The organism is Corynebacterium sp. ACRPF (genome assembly GCF_022347395.1).
Taxonomy (GTDB): Bacteria; Actinomycetota; Actinomycetes; order Mycobacteriales; family Mycobacteriaceae; genus Corynebacterium; species Corynebacterium tuberculostearicum_D.
Genome location: NZ_JAKRNB010000006.1, coordinates 1 through 20,216, shown reverse-complemented (window position 1 = coordinate 20,216; position 20,216 = coordinate 1). Strand labels below are relative to the sequence as shown.

The window sequence follows — 20,216 nt, the reverse complement described above, 5'->3', positions numbered from 1 at the left end:
GCGACCGCACTTTCCAGGGGGAGAATATGAGTTTCATTCATCTAATGTGGTCGAGCTACGGCCACGGATTTTCGCAACAATTGCGGCGGGTGCGAAAGCGTCGGGGGATTTCGCAGCAGGCGCTGGCGGAGATTTCTGGGGTCTCGCGCAGCCAAATTTCCAATCTGGAGCGCAACGAGAATGGCGTGCACGCCATGGCCGATCCGCAGCTATCTACGGTATACAAGCTGGCTTTGGCCCTAGAAATCCCGCCGGCGGTGCTGCTGCCGGCCGGCGGGGACGTGGTGGAAGGGCATTTGACCGATTCTGCGGTGGCCGCCGCCGAGGACGTCGCGCCCTTCCCACAAGGCTATGTGGACCGGCGTCGGTTTGCCGCCACGTGGAATGGCGCCTTGAGCTAGAGCACCCCGCATCACCACCTGAGTTACTGAACCGCATGGTCTAGTTGTAGACTTTGCACCCAGACGTATTTCAACGACAGGGAAGGCACGCGGATGATCTCGGAATTCATCAACGAGTGGTTCAATGCCCACCGTGCGGAGGTCATCGCGTGGCGGCGCCATATCCACCGCCACCCGGAAACCGCGAACCAAGAGGTGGAAACCACCAACTTCCTAGCCACCGTCTTGCAGGACTATGGTCTGGAGCCACAGCGCTTCCCACAGACCGGTCTCATGGTCGACATCGGCCCCGATACGGAGCTAGGCCGGCTGGCCTTCCGCGCCGATATCGATGCCCTGCCAGTCACCGAGGTCACCGGCCTGGAATATACCTCCGAGGTTCCCGGCAAGATGCATGCTTGCGGCCACGATGTGCATACGACCGTGGCGCTGGGCCTGGCCTGCGCATTGGCGGATTTTCAGCGCGTCCACGACCTGCCGCTGGGTATTCGAGTCATCTTCCAACCGGCCGAGGAAGTATGGGTCGGCGGCGCAACCGACGTTATCGAATGGGGCGCGCTGGAAGGTGTGCATTCCATTTTTGCCATCCACGCCGAGCCCAAGCTGCGCGTGGGGCGCATCGGTATCCGCGCCGGGGCTATCACTTCTGCTACCGACGTGGTGGAGCTCAATATCAAGGGCCCAGGCGGGCATACCTCCCGGCCGCACCTGTCGGCCGACGTTGTGTATGCCCTAGGAAAGGTCATTACCGAACTGCCCGCGCTGCTCTCGCGCCGCGTTGACCCGCGTACCGGCACCGTTTTGGTCTTTGGCCAGGTCAATTCTGGCTATGCGCCCAATGCCATTCCGGAGACCGGCAGCCTGACCGGCACCATGCGCACGGCCGATATTGGCATCTGGCGCGATATGCAAAGCCTCTTTACCGAGCTGGTGGAGCAAATCCTCGCGCCGGTAGGCGTTGAGCATGAGCTGACCTACAACCGGGGTGTTCCGCCGGTGCTTAACGACGACGTCGCCACCGCCCTGCTTGCCTCCGCCGCCCAATCCATCGACCCGCAGGCCGTAGTGCAAGCCCCGCAGTCCTCCGGCGGCGAGGACTTTTCCTGGTACCTAGAAAAGGTCCCCGGTTCCATGGCGCGGCTTGGCTGCTGGTCCGGCGAGGGCGAGCAGCATGACCTGCATATGGGTGATCTCATTGTGGACGAGCGGGCTATTGGCGTGGGCATCAAGCTCTTCGGCGCCGTGGTTGAGCAGTTCATAGGGGAGAATGCGGAGACAGACTAACGCGCTGAAAGGTTCTACACGTTAAACTCGTAGGCGACTTTTAAAGTGGAGCCGATAAAGGAGCATGTGCGTGTTGAACCAGACCAAGCGAATCGTCATCATCGGCGGCGGCCCAGCCGGCTATGAGGCAGCGTTGGCAGGTGCTAAATATGGTGCAGAAATCACCATTATTGAAGACCAGGGCATGGGCGGCAACAGCGTTATCTTGGACTGTGTTCCTTCCAAGTCCTTCATCGCTGGTGCCAATATTAAAACCGACCTGCGCCGTGCCGAGGATATGGAACTTAACCAGGGCATTGGCCAGGCCCATCTTTCCTTGACCGCACTGAATAAGCGCGTGCAGGATCTGGCAAGCAAGCAGTCCTCCGATATCCGCGCCACCGTGGAATCCCTGGGCGCACGCGTTATCGATGGCCGCGGCTATTTCCCAGAGGACCAGGAAGCCGATGCCTTCGGCGGCCACAAGGTCACCGCCGTATTCAACGAGGACGGCCACGAGGAAACCATTAACGCAGATCTCGTCTTGGTAGCCACCGGCGCCACCCCTCGTATTCTCCCCGGCGCTCAGCCGGATGGCGAGCGCATCCTTACCTGGCAGCAGGTCTACAACCTCACCGAGCTGCCGGAGCACCTCATCGTCGTCGGCTCTGGCGTGACCGGCGCCGAGTTTGTCTCCGCCTTCGCTGAGTTGGGCGTGAAGGTCACCATGGTTGCCTCCCGTGACCGCATTTTGCCGCATGACGACGCCGATGCGGCCGACGTCCTCGAGACCGTGCTGAGCGAGCGCGGCGTGGAACTAGAAAAGAACTGCCGTGTGGAAACCGTCAACCGCACCGAGGACGGCAACGTCTTGGTTACTACGCAGGATGGCCGTGAAATCACCGGCTCTCACGTCATCATGTCCATTGGCTCCATCCCGAATACCCAAGACCTGAAGCTGGAAAACGTTGGCGTGGAAACCGCCAAGTCTGGCCACATTCAGGTCGACCGCGTCTCCCGCACCAATATCGCCGGCATCTATGCCGCTGGTGACTGCTCTGACCTCTTCCCGCTGGCTTCCGTCGCTGCAATGCAGGGCCGCGTGGCCATGTACCACGCCTTGGGTGAGGGCGTTTCTCCGCTGCGCCTGAAGACCGTGGCCAACGCCGTGTTCACCCGCCCAGAGATCGCAGCCGTAGGCTTTACCCAGGCAGAAATCGAGGCAGGCGAGGTAGCCGCCCGCACCATCACCATGCCGCTCAAGACTAACCCGCGCGCCAAGATGCGCTCGCTACAGCACGGCTTTGTCAAGCTCTTCTGCCGCGCCACCTCTGGCCGCGTTATCGGCGGCGTCATCGTCGCGCCGACCGCCTCCGAGCTCATCCTGCCCATCGCTATGGCCGTGACCAACCAGCTCACCGTAAACCAGTTGGCTGATTCCTTCGCCGTTTACCCGTCCCTGTCCGGCACCATCACCGAGGCTGCGCGACGCCTCGTGGCTCACGACGACCTGGAGTAAAGTTTCCTTCTCGTCCCGAGAACAGCTTTTCCGAATGGCAATTAGCTCCCTAGCTATGAGAGTTTTGAATCTTTCTTTAGCTGGGGAGCTTTGTTGTGGGCGCTGATGGGCCCTTTGCGCTTCGGTGAAAGGCTATGTGCCGCGGCAAGCTAGATACAGACATTTGCTCCTGTATCGGAGTCGTATCGCGCTCTGTAGGAAAACGTGAAATGTTATAGTCAGGTCATGGCAGGAGACCCAAAGGCGTCCGAGGGCATCGGTATTGCAGAGTTAGATCTTTCAAAAATCGAAGAATATTTGACTCCGCGTCTTGATAGTTTCACTGCCTCGGACAACCGTTACTTTCACGAAGGAACCTGGAAAGAACCCAAATTCACGGTTGTTGCTATTGCTCGTCATGAAATAGCCATTGATGCTGTCTTAGCTGTTGAGACCGATTGCGAGGCCGGGTTGGCTTTTGCTGGGTATGAAGTAGTGGGGGTTGGTATGCGATACGGCGAAAACTTGAGTGAGTTTGTCCTGTATAACGCAGTCGCTTCGCATCTTTGGGCAGACCAGCTGGCCGGGGATTACCCAATCGGACAAATTGATTTCACGACTCCCGATAAAATCACCTGGCCGACGCACGAAGAACATGAGATTTACCTGCACACCTTGGAAGAGCTACTTGAGTTCAGCCAAGGCAGACTTGGAAGTCACGACTTTTGGCTGAACTCAGAATTCATCGAATTACTCAATCGAGGATGAATCTTCTTAGGCATCGCGTTTGATATAAGTGCGGGGTAGTAAACCCCGCACTGGCTGAGTTTTGCTCTAAGGCTGGATGCGTCGCGCTATGAAGTGGATGCCAGCCGAGCAAATGATAATGCTTAATCCCGTGAAGAAAAATAGGCCAGGCCAGGGTGCGCCGATTCTCATTTCCCCGAAGGCCTCGATAAGGGTAATCAGGAGACCATTGGCGAGAGCAAGGCTCACAATAATGCCGATGATAAACAAAATCCGCGCTAGTAGGGAGCTTTGATTGGCGCTGCTTACCACGGACCCTATGAGCGCGCCAATATATCCGGTCAGCAGGTGGCCACAAATAAAGCTTCCCAAGGTCGCGACTCGAGCGAAGAGAGGCCTGAGACCGGAACTGCCAGGAGAGATAACCCACGACGAGTACATGTCTACGCCAGCGCGTAGCGCGGCATAAAAGGTCAGCCAAGCAATGGCGCCGAATACGAACGCGGCTAGCCATAGGGTCGCGTGCATGCTCATCAGCCACTGTTGTGGCTGCATTCCCAGGCCACGAAGGGCCCGGTATTCAGTTGCGGTGAAGGCGCAGTAGAGGCCCCAAATGAATACGGCGAGAATTCCCCAGCCGGCAGGGTTAGCGCTAATCGTAGTTGGGTCGGCGGGCAGGAAATAAGGCATGCTCCACAGCAATGCGACGATAATACTAACGGCAATAAGTGTCTTGGTGGCGTTGAGATTAAAGGTCTCCAGCAGGGACATTTTAGGACTCCTCTTGTCGGGTGCGGGCGGATTCATGGGCGTGGGAAACAAGGGAATCAATGAGCTGGCCATCGTCGAGGTAGGAGACGGTGACGTGGGCAGCGGCTGCGGTATCGGCCGGGAACGGGGCCGGGCACCAGGCGTGCACCTTGGAGGTGGAGCCGAGGGAGGAATGGTGGAGGGGGAGGGCGTCGGCAAGCGTGAGGGCTTGCTCAACGTCCTTTACGCTGCCGGTGAGCACGGGGTAATGAGGCCGCTGCGATTCAAGGTCGGTGGGCCCGTTGACCGTGCCTTCCTGCACGGTAATGACCTGGTCAATCAGCCCCACGAGGTCTTCCGCGCGGTGCGAAGAAAGCAGGAGTAGCCAATCCGGGGTGGCGGCGGCATGGGCAATGATGAGCTCACGGAGGCGCGTGCGCGTCGGTGCGTCCAGGCCGTTGAAAGGCTCATCGAGGAGAGTGACCGGCGTGCGCGCTGCCAGGGCAGTGGCGCAGGCAACCAGTTGGCGCTGGCCGGTGCTTAAAGAGCGGTTCTTGCTGCGCTTATCGACGCCCATCTTATCCAACAGTTCCTCCGCATACCCCACGTCGAATCCCTCACGTACGTGCTCTGCGGCCCGCAGGTGTTGGGCCACAGTAGAACCGGAAAGCAAGATATCGGCGCCGGTGCGCGCGATCGCCACCGACGAGGCGTCGATGTTGCCTTTGATGGGCAGGAACCCCGCTACCGCGCGCAAGAGCGTGGTCTTGCCGGCGCCATTGGGGCCGATTAACCCGTACATGCCGGAGTTGAGATCGAGGTGCGGCACGTGCAGGCGGTGCTTGCAGGTAACGTTTTGCAATTTAAGGTGCGTCATGATGGTCTCCTTCGGCTTCGATGAGGGCAGCGATGTCGCTGGCGCTTAATCCCAATGCGGCCCCTTCTTTCAGGAGGGGAACGATGAAGTCTTCCCTGAGTGATTCTTCGCGCTGATGTCGAACCTTCTCGCGCGCGCCTTCGCGTACAAACATGCCCAAGCCGCGGCGCTTTTCCAGCAGCCCTTCCTCGAAGAGGACGGTGAGCGCTTTGGCAGAGGTAGTCGGGTTGACGGAGTGAAACGCGGAAAGCTCGTTGGTGCTGGGGGCGCGTTTGCCCTCCGGCAGCTCGCCGTTGATGATCATGTCCCTGATTCCTCCTGCCAGTTGCTGATAAATAGGCCGGGTGTCACTCATACTGCAGCCCCTCTTATTCGTGGCATATGATTCCCTTTCTGGTGTATGGGTTTACCACCTATGTGGGTAACCATATAACGAAAGGTGCCCGCGGTCAACGGTAAATGTGACCGTGGGCTGAGTAGGGTGGTAATTAGCGCTGGCTAAGGCGTTTTTGTTGAGTGAGTGCTCCGATGACAGTGCCAAGTAGAACTGCGATTATGGTTAATCCCATTGCTGTCCAATCGATTGCGAATAGAAAGCCGTCGCCAAGCAAAAAGCTAAATGCTGCTAAAGGAGCGAGGCCGCTAAAGGTTCCGATTACTAGGGAGCCAAAACAGATAAAGCTTATGGCCCACGAAAGAGATTTGAAGCTCCAATCACGGCTAAGCCCCAGGTGGAAAAAGGCTGTATGCAACGCTTTCATACTGCTATTCAATCCGCGGGAAACCACCAAGGCTATGGCAATCGCGGAAAGTAGAGCAGCCGTAAGGCTGATGTAGAACGATATGGGGGTCTCGGTTTCGTAACCTTTGGAAAGCTGGATGTCTTCGGGCGGTATACCAAGTTCATTTGCGACCTTTGGCACATGGCCTGCCTTTTGGGTGGATAAACCGTCGAATACCCAGAGGGGTGAATTAGTAGGAAGCTCAAGCTGTTGTGCAGTATCTTCTAAAATGACACCTCCAACTTGCTTCTCCCAGTAGTTCCCAAAAGAACTTTCTTGGGCGTCGAGGGTGTGCGACTTGCCATTTGAATCAGTGATCTGTGTGTGGGAGGCGTCGACAAGCTTTTTGTCGCGTACAAGAACGCCGCCGCGTTCAAGAGTTTGTCTTTCGTTAGAAGTAAGTTTCTCGTCGGTAAGTCTTTCCCAACTATCGGAATCGTGAACGGATATAACGCCAAAAGCTCCTGAGACATTGGGGTCCATCGGTAGTCCTGCGGAAAGTTGCTGCACGGAAATTGGCTCGGGCAGGTCACCTTGGGTTATTAAAGAATTCTGTGCAGTTCCCCTGACGGAGTCCGCCTCAGCTGGCAGAGTTAAGATTGCCTGGTCAGGTGGGACAATTGGTGCATAGGATTCAGCTTCCGAAGCGGTCATGCTAGCGGCCAGACTGCTGCTAAAAATGGCTATCCCAACCGTGCTGGATAATAAGCCCAGCCCAATAAGTGGAAGAATGCGGTGTGAACTCAAAAACCGCCGAGCAAGACGACTCGGTGACGTGGGTGCATTGCTTTTAATCGAAATAGTCAAAAGGAGCGCCACCGCAAAAGCGACCGCCAACGTGGGGATCGGGGCTAGGGTTGTGAAAATTTCCGGACCGACCACCCCTGCGAAAAGTACGGTTACTAGTGTTATGCCGCACAAAGTGGGGATCGCTCCAGCTGATGCTCTTTTCCATTTCAAGGAAAGCTCATGTTCAGCAGTGTGAGTTTTATGAAATTGTACTGGTAGCGCAGTTGTCAGCGCGCTAAAAATTGGCGGAAGTACGGCAGACACGAGCAGCAATCCGTACCACTTCCAGGGGAGTGTGACATCTCGTCCGGGTACGGATCCCAGATTTGCTAGTTGGTCCCTAAAGAGGTGGGGAATGAGTGCGCCGGTGATAATTGCGCAGGTTGAAATGGATAGAACTAGGAAAAGAAGACGGAGGTGAAAGATACTCCACAACTTCTTTCTGGCAATTCCGAGTTGATGTAGTGAAGCAGCTGGAGTTTTGAGTGCGCGGCGTTGAGTAGTCGTTAAGAAAGCGGAGAAGAACAGCGGCAAGACAAACGCAAACGCACCGAAGAAAAACGAGTATTCATCAAGGAGGCTTTTGGGAGGTTGTTCTTCCAGCGATTGCTTAGAGAGGTATGACAGTTTCACTGCCTCTTTGGCACTGAGCTCGGCATTGTCACTGTGCGCAATGCGATTCATTGTCCTTTCCAACTCGCTCGGGTTCGAGGACTGGTTATCCAAAAGCATTGGGCGTGCACCAACGCTTGATGGAGATACAGGTGTAGTAGTGAGATCCCAGGTACCTGGGGCCGCATAAACAGCGCTTGCCTTCGGCATAAACTCATTTGTGACGGTGCCGACCACGTTTACCTTGAGGTTGCTGCTAAAGGCACTGACCTCTGTTTCCTCGGAAATGCCGCTAGGCGTGGTTGCAACTATTTCCCCGGGTGAAGTGGGCCACCGACCTGATTTCAAGGTCAAGCCGTAGCTGGAACCGTGGCTTGCCCAATCACCCTCTGCGTATGTCATTCTGTGACTGGGATCAGCGTCGGTGTAGAAATCCTGCGATATAAGCTCACGGGAGAATCGTTCGGGGTCTCCCGGTGAGGATAGGCAATCGTCGATATTGTCGCCTAGAGCAAGTGAACAGGGCGCGTCTGCTCTCTGTTGGTTATCGCCTAGATTGGATGCGACGTGTTGTTCGACGGACATCGTCATAAGCATTGAGCTTGTAGCCACAGCAGCGAGGAGAAGAATACTAAGAGCTGCTAGTGCGTACATAAGGCGCACTTTGGGTTGCTGCTTGGTGATTTTAGACAGAAGTTGACTAACCAAGTGACTTCTCCGCTTCTTGGGCGTTTTGCAAAAGGCCGTCGATCAGGGTGAAAGATCGAGTGCAATACTCCAGCACGATCGGATCATGGGAAGCGGTAATGATGGTCGTTCCTTCGCTAGCGAGTTTTTGGAACAAGGCGAATACGCTTCGCGAGTTTTGTTCATCCAGGGCAGCAGAAGGCTCGTCTGCTAATAGGACGGACCGTTTCCCGCTCAATGCACGGGCAATACCGACCCGTTGGCATTGCCCGCGGGACAATTCGTCGGGGTATCGAGTTTCAAGCCCCTCGAGCCCTACTTGTTTTAGGAGGGATTCGGCCTCCGTTCGAGATTCTGTAGCCTCGTATCCTGCCGCTGAGAGGACGAGCTGCACATTTTCTGCCGCGGTCAGCTCGGGAATGATGAGATCGGATTGGTGGACAACGCCAACAACCTCCCTACGTAGTCGAAGCGAGTCCTTTTCGGACGCGGTGTCTACCTTGATTCCGTTAACCGTGATGGAACCCGAATCGACGGATGTAAGTCCGGACAGGGTATCTAAAAAGGTTGTTTTTCCTGAACCGCTTTTTCCGGAGATAGCAATGAATTCTCCTGCTACTGCTTCTAAAGAAACTCCTTTAAGTGCGTGAGTAGCTTTAGGGCCGGAGCCGAGCGTTTTATGAACTTGGTGAATGAGAATATGGGTCATTTAATTCTGAAATATTGAAACTGGGAAGAAGGGTGATTTTCTTCCTTCTTCCCAGCTAATGATTGATTACTTAGCAGCCCCGATTAGTGCGCCACGAGGTGAGAGTGTCGTTGCTCCACCAGCCCACATAATTGTTATTGGAAAATGGGGTCATGGTGTGGCACTTGCCGCCGCCATTGGCGTGCTGATACCAAGCAGCATGGCCTCCGGTGTTATTAATCCAAGACGACATCTTGTCATTAGCGTTGCGCGAAACATTCATGATTCCGATTCCTGGGCCACGGGATCCCAGGAACCCTCCGAAGTTTGCTTCATTGAAAATGCATACAAGGCCTCCGCCGCATTCACTTGCGGAGGCGGCGGCTGTGGGCACAGCGATACCGCTTAGTGCTGCGATAATAGCGCTAGCTGTAGCGAGTTTTTTACTCTCATTTTCTCTCCTTGTTAGAGACTGGTGGAATGTGCGCTGAGTGCGCACTAAGAAAGTAACACCCTGAATATAAATCAGTCTTAATTAAAGGGAAACTTTTATGGACGGGAGATGAACACTTTGTAAATCTAAGAGGGGGATCCACTGCATTTTTGTTGAAGAGAAGATTTGCAAGGTTTACAGGGGTCGTAAGTCTGTTGTTACTGGTCGGGTTGCAGAAATCCCTCGGGTGTCGCTCCGGTGCTGGTCGGTGTGGCGAATTTGGCGTAGAAAAGGGCAGACATTTGAGGGGTAGCCCTCTAAACTGAGATGCGGATCACCCAACAGGAGGCGTTGCACTGCGGCGTCTTCCGAGCTGAAAGGAACACAGAAGTGGCTAATCCCGCGCTTCCATCGTTCAAAAAGATTCTGGTAGCTAACCGTGGCGAAATCGCCGTGCGTGCATTCCGTGCTGCCTTTGAAACTGGGGCAAAGACCGTCGCGGTCTATCCCCGCGAAGATCGCAATTCTTTTCACCGCGCTTTTGCGGATGAAGCTGTGCGCATCGGCACTGAAGGTCAACCGGTTAAGGCTTATCTGAGCATCGATGAGGTCATTCGCGCAGCAAAGAAGTCCGGTGCAGATGCTATTTATCCTGGTTATGGCTTTTTGTCTGAGCGCGCGGATCTCGCTAGGGCCTGTGAAGACAATGGCATCAAGTTCATTGGCCCTACCCCTAGCACCCTTGACCTGACCGGCGATAAGGCTGCCGCGGTGAACGCCGCAAAGGAGGCCGGGCTGCCGACGTTGAAGGACTCGGAGCCATCGACGGACGTCGATAAGCTGGTGGAATACTCCAAGGACTTCAACTTCCCTGTATTCGTTAAGGCTGTCGCCGGTGGTGGCGGGCGCGGCATGCGCTTCGTGGAATCTGAGGACCAGCTGCACGAAAAGGCGGCCGAGGCCTCTCGTGAGGCAGAGGCGGCCTTTGGTGACGGCAGCGTGTACCTAGAGACCGCGGTAATTAAGCCGCAGCACATCGAGGTGCAGATTCTGGCCGATAGCCAGGGCAATGTGGTGCACCTTTTCGAGCGTGACTGCTCGGTGCAGCGCCGCCACCAGAAGGTGGTAGAGATTGCGCCAGCACCATCGCTGGATTCTGAGCTGCGTGACCGCATCTGCCAGGATGCGGTGAAGTTCTGTGAGCACATCAACTACGAGGGCGCGGGCACCGTGGAATTCCTCGTCGATGAGCGCGGCAACCACGTCTTCATCGAGATGAACCCGCGTGTGCAGGTGGAGCACACCGTGACCGAGGAAATCACCGGCGTAGACATCGTCAAGGCCCAGATGAATATCGCGGCCGGCGCATCGCTGGAAGATATTCACCTCGCCCAAGACAAGATTTCCATCACCGGTTCTGCTCTGCAGTGCCGCATCACCACCGAGGACCCGAATAACGGCTTCCGCCCGGATACCGGCACGCTGACCGCGTATCGTTCGCCGGGCGGCGCCGGCGTGCGCCTGGACGGTGCAACGTCCGTGGGCGCAGAGGTTTCGCCCAACTTCGACTCCCTGTTGGTGAAGATGACCTGCCGTGGCGTCAATTTCGAGCAGGCCGTGCAGCGCGCCCAGCGTGCGCTCAACGAGTTCTATGTCTCCGGTGTGGCCACCAATATTGGCTTCCTGCGCGCCCTGCTGCGCGAGCCGGACTTCACCCAGACCCGCGTGGACACCGGATTCATCAACGCGCACCCGCACTTGCTCAAGGCACCGCCCGCAGTCGATGAGTCTGGTCGAATCCTCGAATACATCGCGGAGACCACAGTTAATAAGCCCAACGGTAAGCGCCCGACGGCTCTGCGCCCATTTGATAAGCTCCCCGAGCTAGACCTTTCCGAGCCGCTACCGCGCGGTTCCCGCGATGATTTGCTCGAGTTTGGACCACAGAAGTGGGCAGAAAAGATTCGCCAGCAGGATGCGCTGATGGTTACGGATACCACCTTCCGTGACGCCCACCAGTCCCTGTTGGCCACCCGCGTTCGTGGCACTGCTTTGGTTTCTGCGGCCGAGGCCGTAGCGCGCATGACTCCGAACCTCTTCTCCGTTGAGGCTTGGGGCGGTGCGACTTATGACGTCGCCATGCGCTTCCTCCACGAGGATCCGTGGGTCCGCTTGGACTTGCTGCGTGAGGCCATGCCGAACCAGAACATCCAGATGCTCCTGCGCGGCCGCAATACCGTGGGCTATACCCCGTATCCAGATTCGGTCTGCCGTGGCTTTGTCCAGGAAGCAGCCAAGTCCGGCGTGGACGTCTTCCGCATCTTCGACGCACTTAACGACGTCTCTCAGATGCGCCCCGCCATCGATGCCGTACTCGAGACCAATACCACCGTTGCTGAGGTGGCCATGGCGTACTCCGGTGACCTTGCCTCGCCGAAGGAGAACTTGTACACGCTGGATTACTACCTCAAGCTGGCCGAACAGATTGTGGAATCTGGCGCCCATATCCTCGCCATCAAGGATATGGCGGGTCTGCTTCGCCCTGAGGCTGCTTCCAAGCTGGTCATGGCGCTACGCAAGGAATTCGATCTGCCGGTGCACGTGCACACGCACGATACCGCGGGCGGCCAGATGGCAACCTACTATGCGGCCGCCTTGTCCGGTGCCGACATCGTCGACGGCGCCTCCGCGCCGTTGGCCGGTACCACCTCGCAGCCGTCGCTGTCCGCCCTTATTGCAGCATTCTCTCAGTCCAAGCGCGATACCGGTATCGACCTGCAGGCCGTATCGGATCTAGAGCCCTACTGGGAGGCCGTGCGTCAGCTCTACGCCCCGTTCGAGAACGGTATCCCTGGCCCGACCGGTCGCGTGTACAAGCACGAGATTCCAGGAGGCCAGCTGTCCAACCTTCGTGCCCAAGCCGCTGCCCTCGGCTTGGCGGACCGCTTCGAGGTCATCGAGGACACCTACGCAGCAGTCAACGAGATGCTGGGCCGTCCGACCAAGGTCACCCCATCTTCCAAGGTTGTGGGCGACCTCGCCCTTCACCTTGTCGGTGCAGGCGTAGACCCTGCGGACTTCGCTGCTACCCCGACCAAGTTCGATATTCCGGACTCGGTCAACCAGTTCCTCCGCGGCCAGCTCGGTACCCCTCCGGGCGGTTGGCCAGAGCTGCGCGATAAGGTGCTCGATGGCCGCGAGGAAACCGGCGCCCAGGTGAGCGAGGTTCCTGCGGAAGAGCAACCGCATCTGGAATCCGATAACTCGGATGAGCGCCGCGCCAGCCTGAACCGCCTCCTGTTCCCGAAGCAGTTCGAGGAATTCAACGAGTTCCGCCGCAAGTACGGCAACACGGAAGCATTGACGGATACCACCTTCTTCTATGGTCTTACCGAAGGCGAAGAAAAGGTCGTCCACTTCTTCCCGGAGGACTCCACCGATCGCGCCGACCTCAAACAGGTCGTGGTGCGCCTCGACGCCGTGGGCGAGCCGGACGAAAAGGGCATGCGTAACGTGGTTCTCAACGTCAACGGCCAGATTCGCCCAATGAAGGTGCGCGATGAAAACGCCGAGTCCACCGTCGCCACCGTAGAAAAGGCCGACCCCTCCAACGAGGGCCATGTCGCCGCACCATTCGCCGGCGTGGTTAACCCCACCGCCAAGCCCGGCGACGAGGTTAAGGCCGGCGATCAAATCGCCGTCATCGAGGCGATGAAGATGGAAGCATCCATTTCCGCCACCAAGGATGGTGTGGTCGAGCGTGTAGCCATCGGCCAGGCCACCAAGGTGGAAGGCGGCGACCTCATCGCCGTTATCAACTAACTGACTGACGCCAGCGCCCCGCTTCCTTCGAGCAAACCTCTAGGAAGCGGGGCGCTGTGCTGTCTGTAGGCGGCTTTTCGCGATTTTCGTCCATATAAACCACCAAAACCGTCGACGAAATCGGTGGTTTGTATGGACGAAAATCTTGATTCAGCGGGGAGGGCTAAAATTTTCAGCCTAGTAGGAAAGGTAGCGCTATTGAGCCGACCAGAACCAGAAGCGTGATGATAAGGAATGCCTTGGCCTGCCAGCGGGCGAAGTTGAACGACACGCCTGTGCCGAAGCGCTTATCCACTAGTACCGCCGGATCCTCCGGGTTGTAGTACATCACGCCCCATTTATAGAGGTGGTCATTGTCCGGTGATTCTTTGTCTTCATCGGGAAAGCGGATTCCACGCAGTTGCTCAGATAATTGAGATTGTTTGTAGAGAAGAAATGCAACCAGTCCGATGCTGCCACCGATGGTAATAACCAACATCGTGATAATGGCGGCGCCGTTGAATCGCTGAAATTGCGGTACAGGGCCGGTTACTTGCATGAAGGCCATGCCGGCACACATGAGCAGGGTGAGAACTCCCATTCCGGTATTCGTGAAGGCGAGGTTGGCCTCGTTGCGCAGTCGAGCTTTAATGCTGCGTTCTGAACGTGGGGATACCTCACTATGTGCGATACAAGAGCAGATGATGGCGAAAAGCAAGAGCATTCCTAAGGCGATGAAGGAGATAGAAAATACGCTGCCGATATTCTTTTCGCTCCAATTATCCGCCTCCATGGAAGAATTCCAGTGCACTGGAACGGGGTCAGGAATATCGGACCAGTGGGAAGAGGTGATGATGGCACCGGCCGCGATGCACAACAGCGAGGCGAGCATTGTTATCCACGGAAAAGTCGGCGTGGGGATGCCTGCGAATTCGGGTGTGCCATTGGCGTTGGTGGAAACACGAGCAGCGATGGTGGTTTCGACCTCGTCGAACCAACCGCCGGCCTTTTTCGCGGCGATGATGCGGCGGCGTTGAGAGATGTAGGCCCACAAGCCGCCGAGCGTCACCAAGAGGGACGGTACGGCGGCGAGGAGTGGCAATTTCCAGGCAAAGAGGGACAGAATTGTTGCCGCGATGCCACAGCCCCAAGTACGTACCTTGTATCCAGCAAGAGCAGAGGTAACTGCACTATCGGAAAGGTAGTCCTTTGGCACGCGCACACCGAGCGGTGTGCCGGGCGAGGCAAGGGAAGGGGCTTTGGCCATAATCCAAGTAATTGTGAGAGTTGTGGCGGCCATTAGGAGGGCGAAAATCATGACGATACTTCCAAGTGTTTAAGAGTGGAGCTGAGGTGGGTGTGGAGCTCATCTGGGCTAAAGCCTTGGGCACGGGCGAGCGCAACTACTCGGCCTAATTGCTCAGCTAGTTGTCTTTCTTGAGCCTCGGTGTGAGCGCCGGGTCTGACGATGGAGCCGGAGCGGCCGGCGGTTTCAATGAGGCCGTCAGAGACCAAGAGGTCGTACGCCTTTTTTACGGTGGCTGGGTTGATGCCTATGTCTTTGGCGACGCGGCGGACAGGATCTAACTTGTCGCCATCAGAGAGCTGGCCGCGAGCTATGGCCAGTACTAATTCATCGTGGATTTGTTGGAAGACGGGGACATCTGAATCGGGGTTGAGGTTAATGAACATCTGTCACCTCCAATCTTTAGTCTGTATTACTTATGGTAACACAAACTGTGTTATGTGAGGTAATACAGAATAAAGCTCAAAAGAAATCCCCAGGTATGTGCAACTTATTGAAGTGACGTACCTGGGGAAAGTGCAGGGCGACTAGAAAAAGAGGACCACAGCTATGGCCGCAATGCCGTAGCCACCGCGCAGGAAGTAACCGAAGACTTCGGGGGAGAATGAAGCACCGAATCCGCCGGTGTCGATGATGTTCATAGTGGTCACTCGCGCTGGGCGGGAGCGCTTGAAAGAGGCATAGGTAAGTCCTAAACAGCACGCGGCGAGTACGAGTACAGGCAGCTTCCACACGGCGGCGATGAAGGCGGTACCGAGAACGGCGGCACCGGCTGTCGCGGTCAGGGGAAGTCCCCAGTCAGGCCAGGCGCCATTGATGATGCGGCCAAAGGATGCGGCGCGGCCGGTGGCGGCGCCGACGATGGTCCATGCGGCAGCGAATCCCATGAGCGCCAGGCTGCCGAGCTGTGGGACAAGGCCTAGGGTGAGGCCGATGACAGCTACCGCGCCGAGCGGGATGTACCAGCGGCGGTATAGGCGCCGGAAAAAGAGGCGGCTGGGCGACGCCGTGGCGCGCGAGCTGGGGCGCAGGCGCGCCGACTGGGAGGCAATGGCATCGGCAGAAACCTCAGAATCCAAAAGCCCAAAGGAAGACGAGCCGACGGCACGGGTGCGGCCCGCACGAAGAAGCGAGGCGAGGTCGAAGGAACGCCAGCCGAGCGCTATGCGCAGCAAGGGGAGGGTCATCGCCGCATAGAGCGGAAGGCGCAGCGACGCGCACAGGGCTAGGCCGAGGAGGCTCACGCCGGCGAGCTGGGCAATGGACAGCTTATCGACGCCCCGCATACGCCCCCGCGGCCTGTCCACATAGACCCACCGGCTGAGCGAAAGGCTGCGCAGCGGATAGAGCGCTTCAAGAAGAACGATGAGGGCGAGGGAGCCGACCCCAGCGCCGATGGTCGCGGTGGCGGGCAGGGCCGCGGCTGTGCGCTGCGCGAGCGAGGGCAAAACCTCGGCGGCATTCTGCCAAGCGTAAACACTGACGCTCGCGATGAGCGCCGCTATAAAGGCGTAATAGAGGGCTGAGGAGGCTGTGGACAGAAGCTTCATGAAATTTCCACCACCTCGTCGCAGGCATCGAAGATGGCCGGGGAGTGGGAGGCCAGCACTACACAACGGCCCTCGGCGGCGAGGTGGCGCAGCTCCTCGGCCAGGAAGGTGGTCCAGGTGTGGTCAAGGTGGCGCTCGGGTTCGTCGATAAGCAGAGTCTTGGCAGGCTGATAGAGCTGGGCGGCGAGGTAGACGCGTTGGCGCTGACCAGAAGAAAGGTCGCTGACCGCGGAGTTCCGGATGGCGTCGTTGATAGCCCAGAGCTCATGGACCTCGGCAAAGTCCACGCCGGAGCGGCGCGAAAGCAGGGTGAAGTGCTCGCCGACGGTGAGGTCGGGCAAGAAGACCGGGTCCGCGACTGCGATGACGGAGCCGGCGGCCTCTGCGCTGCCGGGCCCGGTGCCGTCGATGGTAACGGTGCCCTCGAGTGGGGCAATCTCGCCGCTCAACGTCTGCAGCAGCGTAGATTTACCCGCACCATTGGGGCCCTTCAAGCCGTATACGCGACCGGCGTCGAAGGTGCGATTCAGGCGCCCTAAAGCGGTGGAATGTCCATAAGTTGCATCTATTTTCAGCATCGTAGCTAGGTTAGCAGGAGGGCGGCCGGACCTAGGGGCGAGCTAGAAGCGGCGGAAGAACTTACCGGGGTCGAGCTCTTCAAATCCGGGCAAGGGCTCAGCGGAAGAGATGCCGGGGGCAGTCTGCTCGGCCGCGAGGCCGATGGCGTTGGCAATAAGCAACTCGCGGGCGGCGGGGTCATCGCTGGAGACGATGAGCTCGGGAATGTCTTCGGGGTCGAAGGGGGTAAGCCAGGTGGCGTCGTCAAGCGGGTGCGCCGAGGGATCGCCCAAGAAAGCTGGGCCTTTGTCGGCGGCGGGATAGTAGCGCAGGAGCGCGGCGCCGCGGGGAGCAACAGTGGGGTCCTCGTTGGCGGCCATGGGCAGGGCGATAACCCCGCCGTCCACAATGGGGGACCAGTCCGCGATAGAAGAAGGGAAGAGGCCCGCAAGATAGTCGCGGTCCTCTTCCTTGGCCAAGCGCACGCCGAGAGAAGAATCAGTCATTCTTCCAAGGCTAGCGGGGTAGGCTACTTGATTTCCAGCAGTACGCTGCCCTTGGTGGTAGCAGCGCCTGCCTCCACGGCCAAGCCGGTAACGGTGCCGGCCTTATGTGCCTTGACGGGGTTTTCCATCTTCATGGCCTCGAGCACGAGGAGGACCTCGCCCTCGGTGACCTCTTGACCTTCTTCGACGTTGACCTTGATGACCGTGCCCTGCATTGGGGAGGTAACGGCATCGCCGGATACAGCGGCCTTGGCGCCAGAGCCCTTGCGCTTCTTCTTTTTGCGTGGGGTGCCGGTGGCGCCGAAGGAGGCGGGGAGGGCGACCTCGATGCGGCGGCCGTCGATTTCCACGGTGTGTACCTGGGACGGCTCTGCCTCTGCAGCCTCGGCATCGGTGGAGTCATCGTGGGCGGGCAGCTGGTTATCCCATTCCTCTTCGATCCACTTGGTGTAGACGTCGAAGTTGCCGTCTTCTGCGGTGAAAGCTGGATCAGCAACGATAGCCTGGTCAAACGGGATAACGGTAGGCAGGCCTTCCACCGTGTACTCGGACAGGGCGCGGGCGGAGCGACGCAACGCGGTCTCGCGGTCTGGGCCCCAGACGATGAGCTTGGCCAGCATGGAATCGAATTGGCCGCCAATGACCGAGCCCTGGACGACGCCGGAATCCACGCGCACGCCCGGACCCGCCGGCTCGGAGTATTTCACGATGGTGCCAGGCGCCGGCATGAAGTTCGCCGCGGCATCCTCACCATTGATGCGGAACTCGAAGGCATGGCCGCGCGGGGTGGGGTCTTCCTTCAGCGAGAGCTCGTGGCCCTCAGCGATACGGAACTGCTCGCGCACCAGGTCGAGGCCGGTGGTTTCCTCGGACACTGGGTGCTCCACCTGCAGGCGAGTATTTACCTCGAGGAAGGAAATGAGGCCATCGGCGCCCACCAGGTATTCCACGGTGCCTGCGCCGTAGTAGCCGGCCTCGCGGCAGATGCGCTTGGCGGATTCGTGGATGGAGGCGCGCTGCTCATCAGTGAGGAAAGGAGCCGGGGCTTCTTCGACCAGCTTTTGGAAGCGGCGCTGCAGGGAGCAATCGCGCGTGCCGACGACGACTACGTTGCCGTGCTTATCCGCCAGCACCTGGGCCTCGACGTGGCGGGCTCGGTCCAGGTAACGCTCTACGAAGCACTCGCCGCGACCGAAGGCGGAAGTCGCCTCACGGGTGGCGGATTCAAAAAGCTCCGGGATTTCCTCTGCGGAGTAGGCGACCTTCATGCCGCGGCCGCCGCCGCCGAAGGCGGCCTTGATGGCTACGGGTAGGCCGTATTCCATGGCGAAGGACTGCACCTCATCGGCGCCGGCTACCGGATCTTTTGTGCCTGGGGCCATGGGGGCCTCGGCGCGCTCGGCGATGTGCCGCGCGGTGACCTTATCGCCCAAATCACGGATGGACTCGGGGGAGGGGCCAATCCAGGTCAGGCCGGCGTCGATGACGGCCTGGGCAAAGTCGGCGTTTTCAGACAAGAAGCCATAGCCAGGGTGGATAGCATCGGCGCCGGACATTTCTGCGGCGTCCAGAATCTTGTCAAAGACGAGGTAAGACTCGGCAGAAGTGGTGCCACCGAGGGCAAAGGCTTCGTCGGCAAGCGAGGCAAAAGGTGCCTGGGCGTCTGGCTCGGCGTAGACGGCGACGGAGGCAATGCCAGCGTCGCGGGCCGCACGGATCACGCGAACGGCGATCTCACCGCGGTTCGCCACGAGAACCTTAGAGATCTTTTTGGTTTCTACTGCCACGGCAGCAACCTCCTGAACACATTAGGTTGAATACGCAATCTATTCTTGCACACAAAAGCATGAGTTAATTTTCACGCACGCGAGTGGGGATGTTTTTGAACAAAAATAAACCCACATCCCTGCCGGATATGGGTTTATGTGGCGAAACCGAAAAAGTTAACGCTCAATCGGCATTTTCACCATATTGCCCCACTCAGACCACGAACCATCGTAGACCTGCGTCTTTGTGAATCCCAAAAGATGCGTCAACACAAACCAGGTGTGCGCGGCCTGCGCACCTACGTGGGAGTAGAGGATCGTTGCAGATTCAGGCTCCAACATTCCGTAGTTGACCTTGAGCTCCTCGGCCGAGCGGAAGCAGGAGTTGGGATAGTTGGAACGGTCCCACTCGAGGTTAATGGCGCCCGGGATGTGGCCGTGGCGCATGGTGGTGCCGTAGGCGGAATCGCCATTGGGATCGTGCTCGGTGGCCTCGCCCGCAAACTCCTCTGGGGAGCGGGTATCCACGAGCGCTCCTTCGGACTCGCGCACCTGGTCTACGAAGGCACGCAGGACGGAATCATCGCGGCTTACCTCGGGGTATTCGGATACGGGGAAGTCCGGCACCATGAAGGAAGTATCGCGTTCCTCGGCCATCCAGGCATTGCGGCCACCATCGAGCAGGCGAACATCCTTGTGGCCAAAGAGGGTAAATACCCACAGGGCGTAGGCGGCCCACCAATTGGACTTATCGCCATAAAGGACGATCGTATCGTCGGCATTAATGCCCTTGTCTCGCATCAAGGCAGTGAACTCTTTGCCATCGATGAAATCGCGAGTAAGTGGGCTCAGTAGCTCCGTGCGGAAGTTGATGCGGGTGGCGGTGGGGATATGGCCAATGTCATAGAGGAGCGAGTCTTCATCGACCTCGATGACGCGCAGGCCCTTGATGCCTAGGCGTGCGGACAGCCACGGTGCAGACACGAGGCGCTCGGGGTGTGCGTATTCCTGAAATGGGGGATAGGGATCAACGTCAGCCACTGTCCGCCTGCCTTTCCTATAAGGGTTAGTAATTTGCTCCCACCACTTTAACCCGAATTTTCCCGTGGTGATCACTCGGGGATCATTCCTGTGGTGTGCGATACAGGGCTCGGCCGGGGAAATAGGGGCGCCGGCCGGCGGGGTTAGGCGGAGGGGGCAGT

At 58.1% G+C, this 20,216-nt stretch carries 18 protein-coding genes; 5 read left to right on the top strand and 13 right to left on the bottom strand.

What is annotated here, in order from left to right:
- Nucleotides 1-26: 26 nt before the first annotated feature.
- The 4 genes from MHX61_RS03805 (at nucleotide 27) to MHX61_RS03790 (ending at nucleotide 3,930) form a co-directional block, all read left to right on the top strand.
- Complete coding sequence (locus MHX61_RS03805; protein WP_005322588.1) at nucleotides 27-401, top strand: helix-turn-helix domain-containing protein; 375 nt, start codon at nucleotides 27-29, stop codon at nucleotides 399-401.
- A 93-nt stretch (nucleotides 402-494) separates the two neighbouring features.
- The gene (locus tag MHX61_RS03800) at nucleotides 495-1,685 is read left to right on the top strand and encodes a M20 family metallopeptidase (RefSeq protein WP_239192814.1); all 1,191 of its coding nucleotides are present in this window, start codon (nucleotides 495-497) and stop codon (nucleotides 1,683-1,685) included.
- Between the two features lie 70 nt (nucleotides 1,686-1,755).
- Nucleotides 1,756-3,183 carry an NAD(P)H-quinone dehydrogenase gene (locus tag MHX61_RS03795; RefSeq protein ID WP_239192811.1) on the top strand — a complete coding sequence of 476 codons (1,428 nt, stop codon included), beginning with the start codon at nucleotides 1,756-1,758 and terminating at the stop codon, nucleotides 3,181-3,183.
- A gap of 225 nt (nucleotides 3,184-3,408) precedes the next feature.
- On the top strand, nucleotides 3,409-3,930 hold the full coding sequence (locus MHX61_RS03790; RefSeq protein WP_239192808.1) for a hypothetical protein: 522 nt from the start codon (nucleotides 3,409-3,411) through the stop codon (nucleotides 3,928-3,930).
- A 66-nt stretch (nucleotides 3,931-3,996) separates the two neighbouring features.
- Here MHX61_RS03790 and MHX61_RS03785 read toward each other — a convergent pair whose 3' ends face one another.
- From MHX61_RS03785 to MHX61_RS03760, 6 genes are all read right to left on the bottom strand, one after another.
- Nucleotides 3,997-4,680: a transglycosylase gene (locus tag MHX61_RS03785; protein WP_239192805.1), complete on the bottom strand. Its 684-nt coding sequence runs from the start codon at nucleotides 4,678-4,680 to the stop codon at nucleotides 3,997-3,999.
- Nucleotide 4,681: 1 nt separating this feature from the next.
- Nucleotides 4,682-5,536, bottom strand: coding sequence for an ATP-binding cassette domain-containing protein (locus MHX61_RS03780; protein WP_239192802.1), 855 nt, complete (start codon nucleotides 5,534-5,536; stop codon nucleotides 4,682-4,684).
- Nucleotides 5,523-5,891, bottom strand: coding sequence for a GntR family transcriptional regulator (locus tag MHX61_RS03775; RefSeq protein ID WP_239192799.1), 369 nt, complete (start codon nucleotides 5,889-5,891; stop codon nucleotides 5,523-5,525). Before MHX61_RS03775 ends, MHX61_RS03780 begins: the two co-directional genes overlap by 14 nt.
- Before the next feature lie 133 nt (nucleotides 5,892-6,024).
- Nucleotides 6,025-7,956 (bottom strand): hypothetical protein, encoded by a 1,932-nt coding sequence (locus tag MHX61_RS03770; protein ID WP_239192783.1) that lies wholly within the window; start codon nucleotides 7,954-7,956, stop codon nucleotides 6,025-6,027.
- A gap of 463 nt (nucleotides 7,957-8,419) precedes the next feature.
- On the bottom strand, nucleotides 8,420-9,115 hold the full coding sequence (locus tag MHX61_RS03765; RefSeq protein WP_239192780.1) for an ABC transporter ATP-binding protein: 696 nt from the start codon (nucleotides 9,113-9,115) through the stop codon (nucleotides 8,420-8,422).
- Nucleotides 9,116-9,185: 70 nt separating this feature from the next.
- Nucleotides 9,186-9,488, bottom strand: a complete 303-nt coding sequence (locus MHX61_RS03760) for a peptidase inhibitor family I36 protein (protein WP_239193069.1) — start codon at nucleotides 9,486-9,488, stop codon at nucleotides 9,186-9,188.
- A gap of 429 nt (nucleotides 9,489-9,917) precedes the next feature.
- Between MHX61_RS03760 and MHX61_RS03755 the strand changes: the two genes are divergently transcribed.
- On the top strand, nucleotides 9,918-13,349 hold the full coding sequence (locus MHX61_RS03755) for a pyruvate carboxylase (protein ID WP_239192777.1): 3,432 nt from the start codon (nucleotides 9,918-9,920) through the stop codon (nucleotides 13,347-13,349).
- A 172-nt stretch (nucleotides 13,350-13,521) separates the two neighbouring features.
- On the opposite strand, the gene MHX61_RS03750 is transcribed toward MHX61_RS03755, so the two are convergent.
- The 7 genes from MHX61_RS03750 to MHX61_RS03720 form a co-directional block, all read right to left on the bottom strand.
- The gene (locus MHX61_RS03750) at nucleotides 13,522-14,595 is read right to left on the bottom strand and encodes a DUF5808 domain-containing protein (RefSeq protein WP_239192775.1); all 1,074 of its coding nucleotides are present in this window, start codon (nucleotides 14,593-14,595) and stop codon (nucleotides 13,522-13,524) included.
- A gap of 47 nt (nucleotides 14,596-14,642) precedes the next feature.
- Nucleotides 14,643-15,020 carry a GntR family transcriptional regulator gene (locus MHX61_RS03745; RefSeq protein ID WP_204610055.1) on the bottom strand — a complete coding sequence of 126 codons (378 nt, stop codon included), beginning with the start codon at nucleotides 15,018-15,020 and terminating at the stop codon, nucleotides 14,643-14,645.
- A 141-nt stretch (nucleotides 15,021-15,161) separates the two neighbouring features.
- Nucleotides 15,162-16,184, bottom strand: coding sequence for an ABC transporter permease (locus tag MHX61_RS03740; protein ID WP_239192773.1), 1,023 nt, complete (start codon nucleotides 16,182-16,184; stop codon nucleotides 15,162-15,164).
- Nucleotides 16,181-16,762: an ATP-binding cassette domain-containing protein gene (locus MHX61_RS03735; RefSeq protein WP_239192771.1), complete on the bottom strand. Its 582-nt coding sequence runs from the start codon at nucleotides 16,760-16,762 to the stop codon at nucleotides 16,181-16,183. Before MHX61_RS03735 ends, MHX61_RS03740 begins: the two co-directional genes overlap by 4 nt.
- Nucleotides 16,763-16,804: 42 nt before the next feature.
- A complete protein-coding gene (locus tag MHX61_RS03730) occupies nucleotides 16,805-17,248 on the bottom strand; it encodes a hypothetical protein (protein WP_204610052.1) in 444 nt (147 codons plus the stop codon).
- 23 nt (nucleotides 17,249-17,271) lie between these two features.
- Nucleotides 17,272-19,035 carry an acetyl/propionyl/methylcrotonyl-CoA carboxylase subunit alpha gene (locus tag MHX61_RS03725; RefSeq protein WP_239192768.1) on the bottom strand — a complete coding sequence of 588 codons (1,764 nt, stop codon included), beginning with the start codon at nucleotides 19,033-19,035 and terminating at the stop codon, nucleotides 17,272-17,274.
- Nucleotides 19,036-19,191: 156 nt separating this feature from the next.
- Nucleotides 19,192-20,055, bottom strand: a complete 864-nt coding sequence (locus MHX61_RS03720) for a sulfurtransferase (protein WP_005322559.1) — start codon at nucleotides 20,053-20,055, stop codon at nucleotides 19,192-19,194.
- Nucleotides 20,056-20,216 lie beyond the last annotated feature (161 nt).

Excerpts from the sequence above, each read along its gene's own strand:
- MHX61_RS03775 (WP_239192799.1), bottom strand. The coding sequence starts at position 5,891 with ATGAGTGACACCCGGCCTATTTATCAGCAACTGGCAGGAGGAATCAGG.
- MHX61_RS03735 (WP_239192771.1), bottom strand. The coding sequence starts at position 16,762 with ATGCTGAAAATAGATGCAACTTATGGACATTCCACCGCTTTAGGGCGC.
- MHX61_RS03800 (WP_239192814.1), top strand. The coding sequence starts at position 495 with ATGATCTCGGAATTCATCAACGAGTGGTTCAATGCCCACCGTGCGGAG.
- MHX61_RS03785 (WP_239192805.1), bottom strand. The coding sequence starts at position 4,680 with ATGTCCCTGCTGGAGACCTTTAATCTCAACGCCACCAAGACACTTATT.
- MHX61_RS03730 (WP_204610052.1), bottom strand. The coding sequence starts at position 17,248 with ATGACTGATTCTTCTCTCGGCGTGCGCTTGGCCAAGGAAGAGGACCGC.
- MHX61_RS03780 (WP_239192802.1), bottom strand. The coding sequence starts at position 5,536 with ATGACGCACCTTAAATTGCAAAACGTTACCTGCAAGCACCGCCTGCAC.
- MHX61_RS03750 (WP_239192775.1), bottom strand. The coding sequence starts at position 14,595 with ATGGCCAAAGCCCCTTCCCTTGCCTCGCCCGGCACACCGCTCGGTGTG.
- MHX61_RS03805 (WP_005322588.1), top strand. The coding sequence starts at position 27 with ATGAGTTTCATTCATCTAATGTGGTCGAGCTACGGCCACGGATTTTCG.
- MHX61_RS03790 (WP_239192808.1), top strand. The coding sequence starts at position 3,409 with ATGGCAGGAGACCCAAAGGCGTCCGAGGGCATCGGTATTGCAGAGTTA.
- MHX61_RS03740 (WP_239192773.1), bottom strand. The coding sequence starts at position 16,184 with ATGAAGCTTCTGTCCACAGCCTCCTCAGCCCTCTATTACGCCTTTATA.
- MHX61_RS03765 (WP_239192780.1), bottom strand. The coding sequence starts at position 9,115 with ATGACCCATATTCTCATTCACCAAGTTCATAAAACGCTCGGCTCCGGC.
- MHX61_RS03745 (WP_204610055.1), bottom strand. The coding sequence starts at position 15,020 with ATGTTCATTAACCTCAACCCCGATTCAGATGTCCCCGTCTTCCAACAA.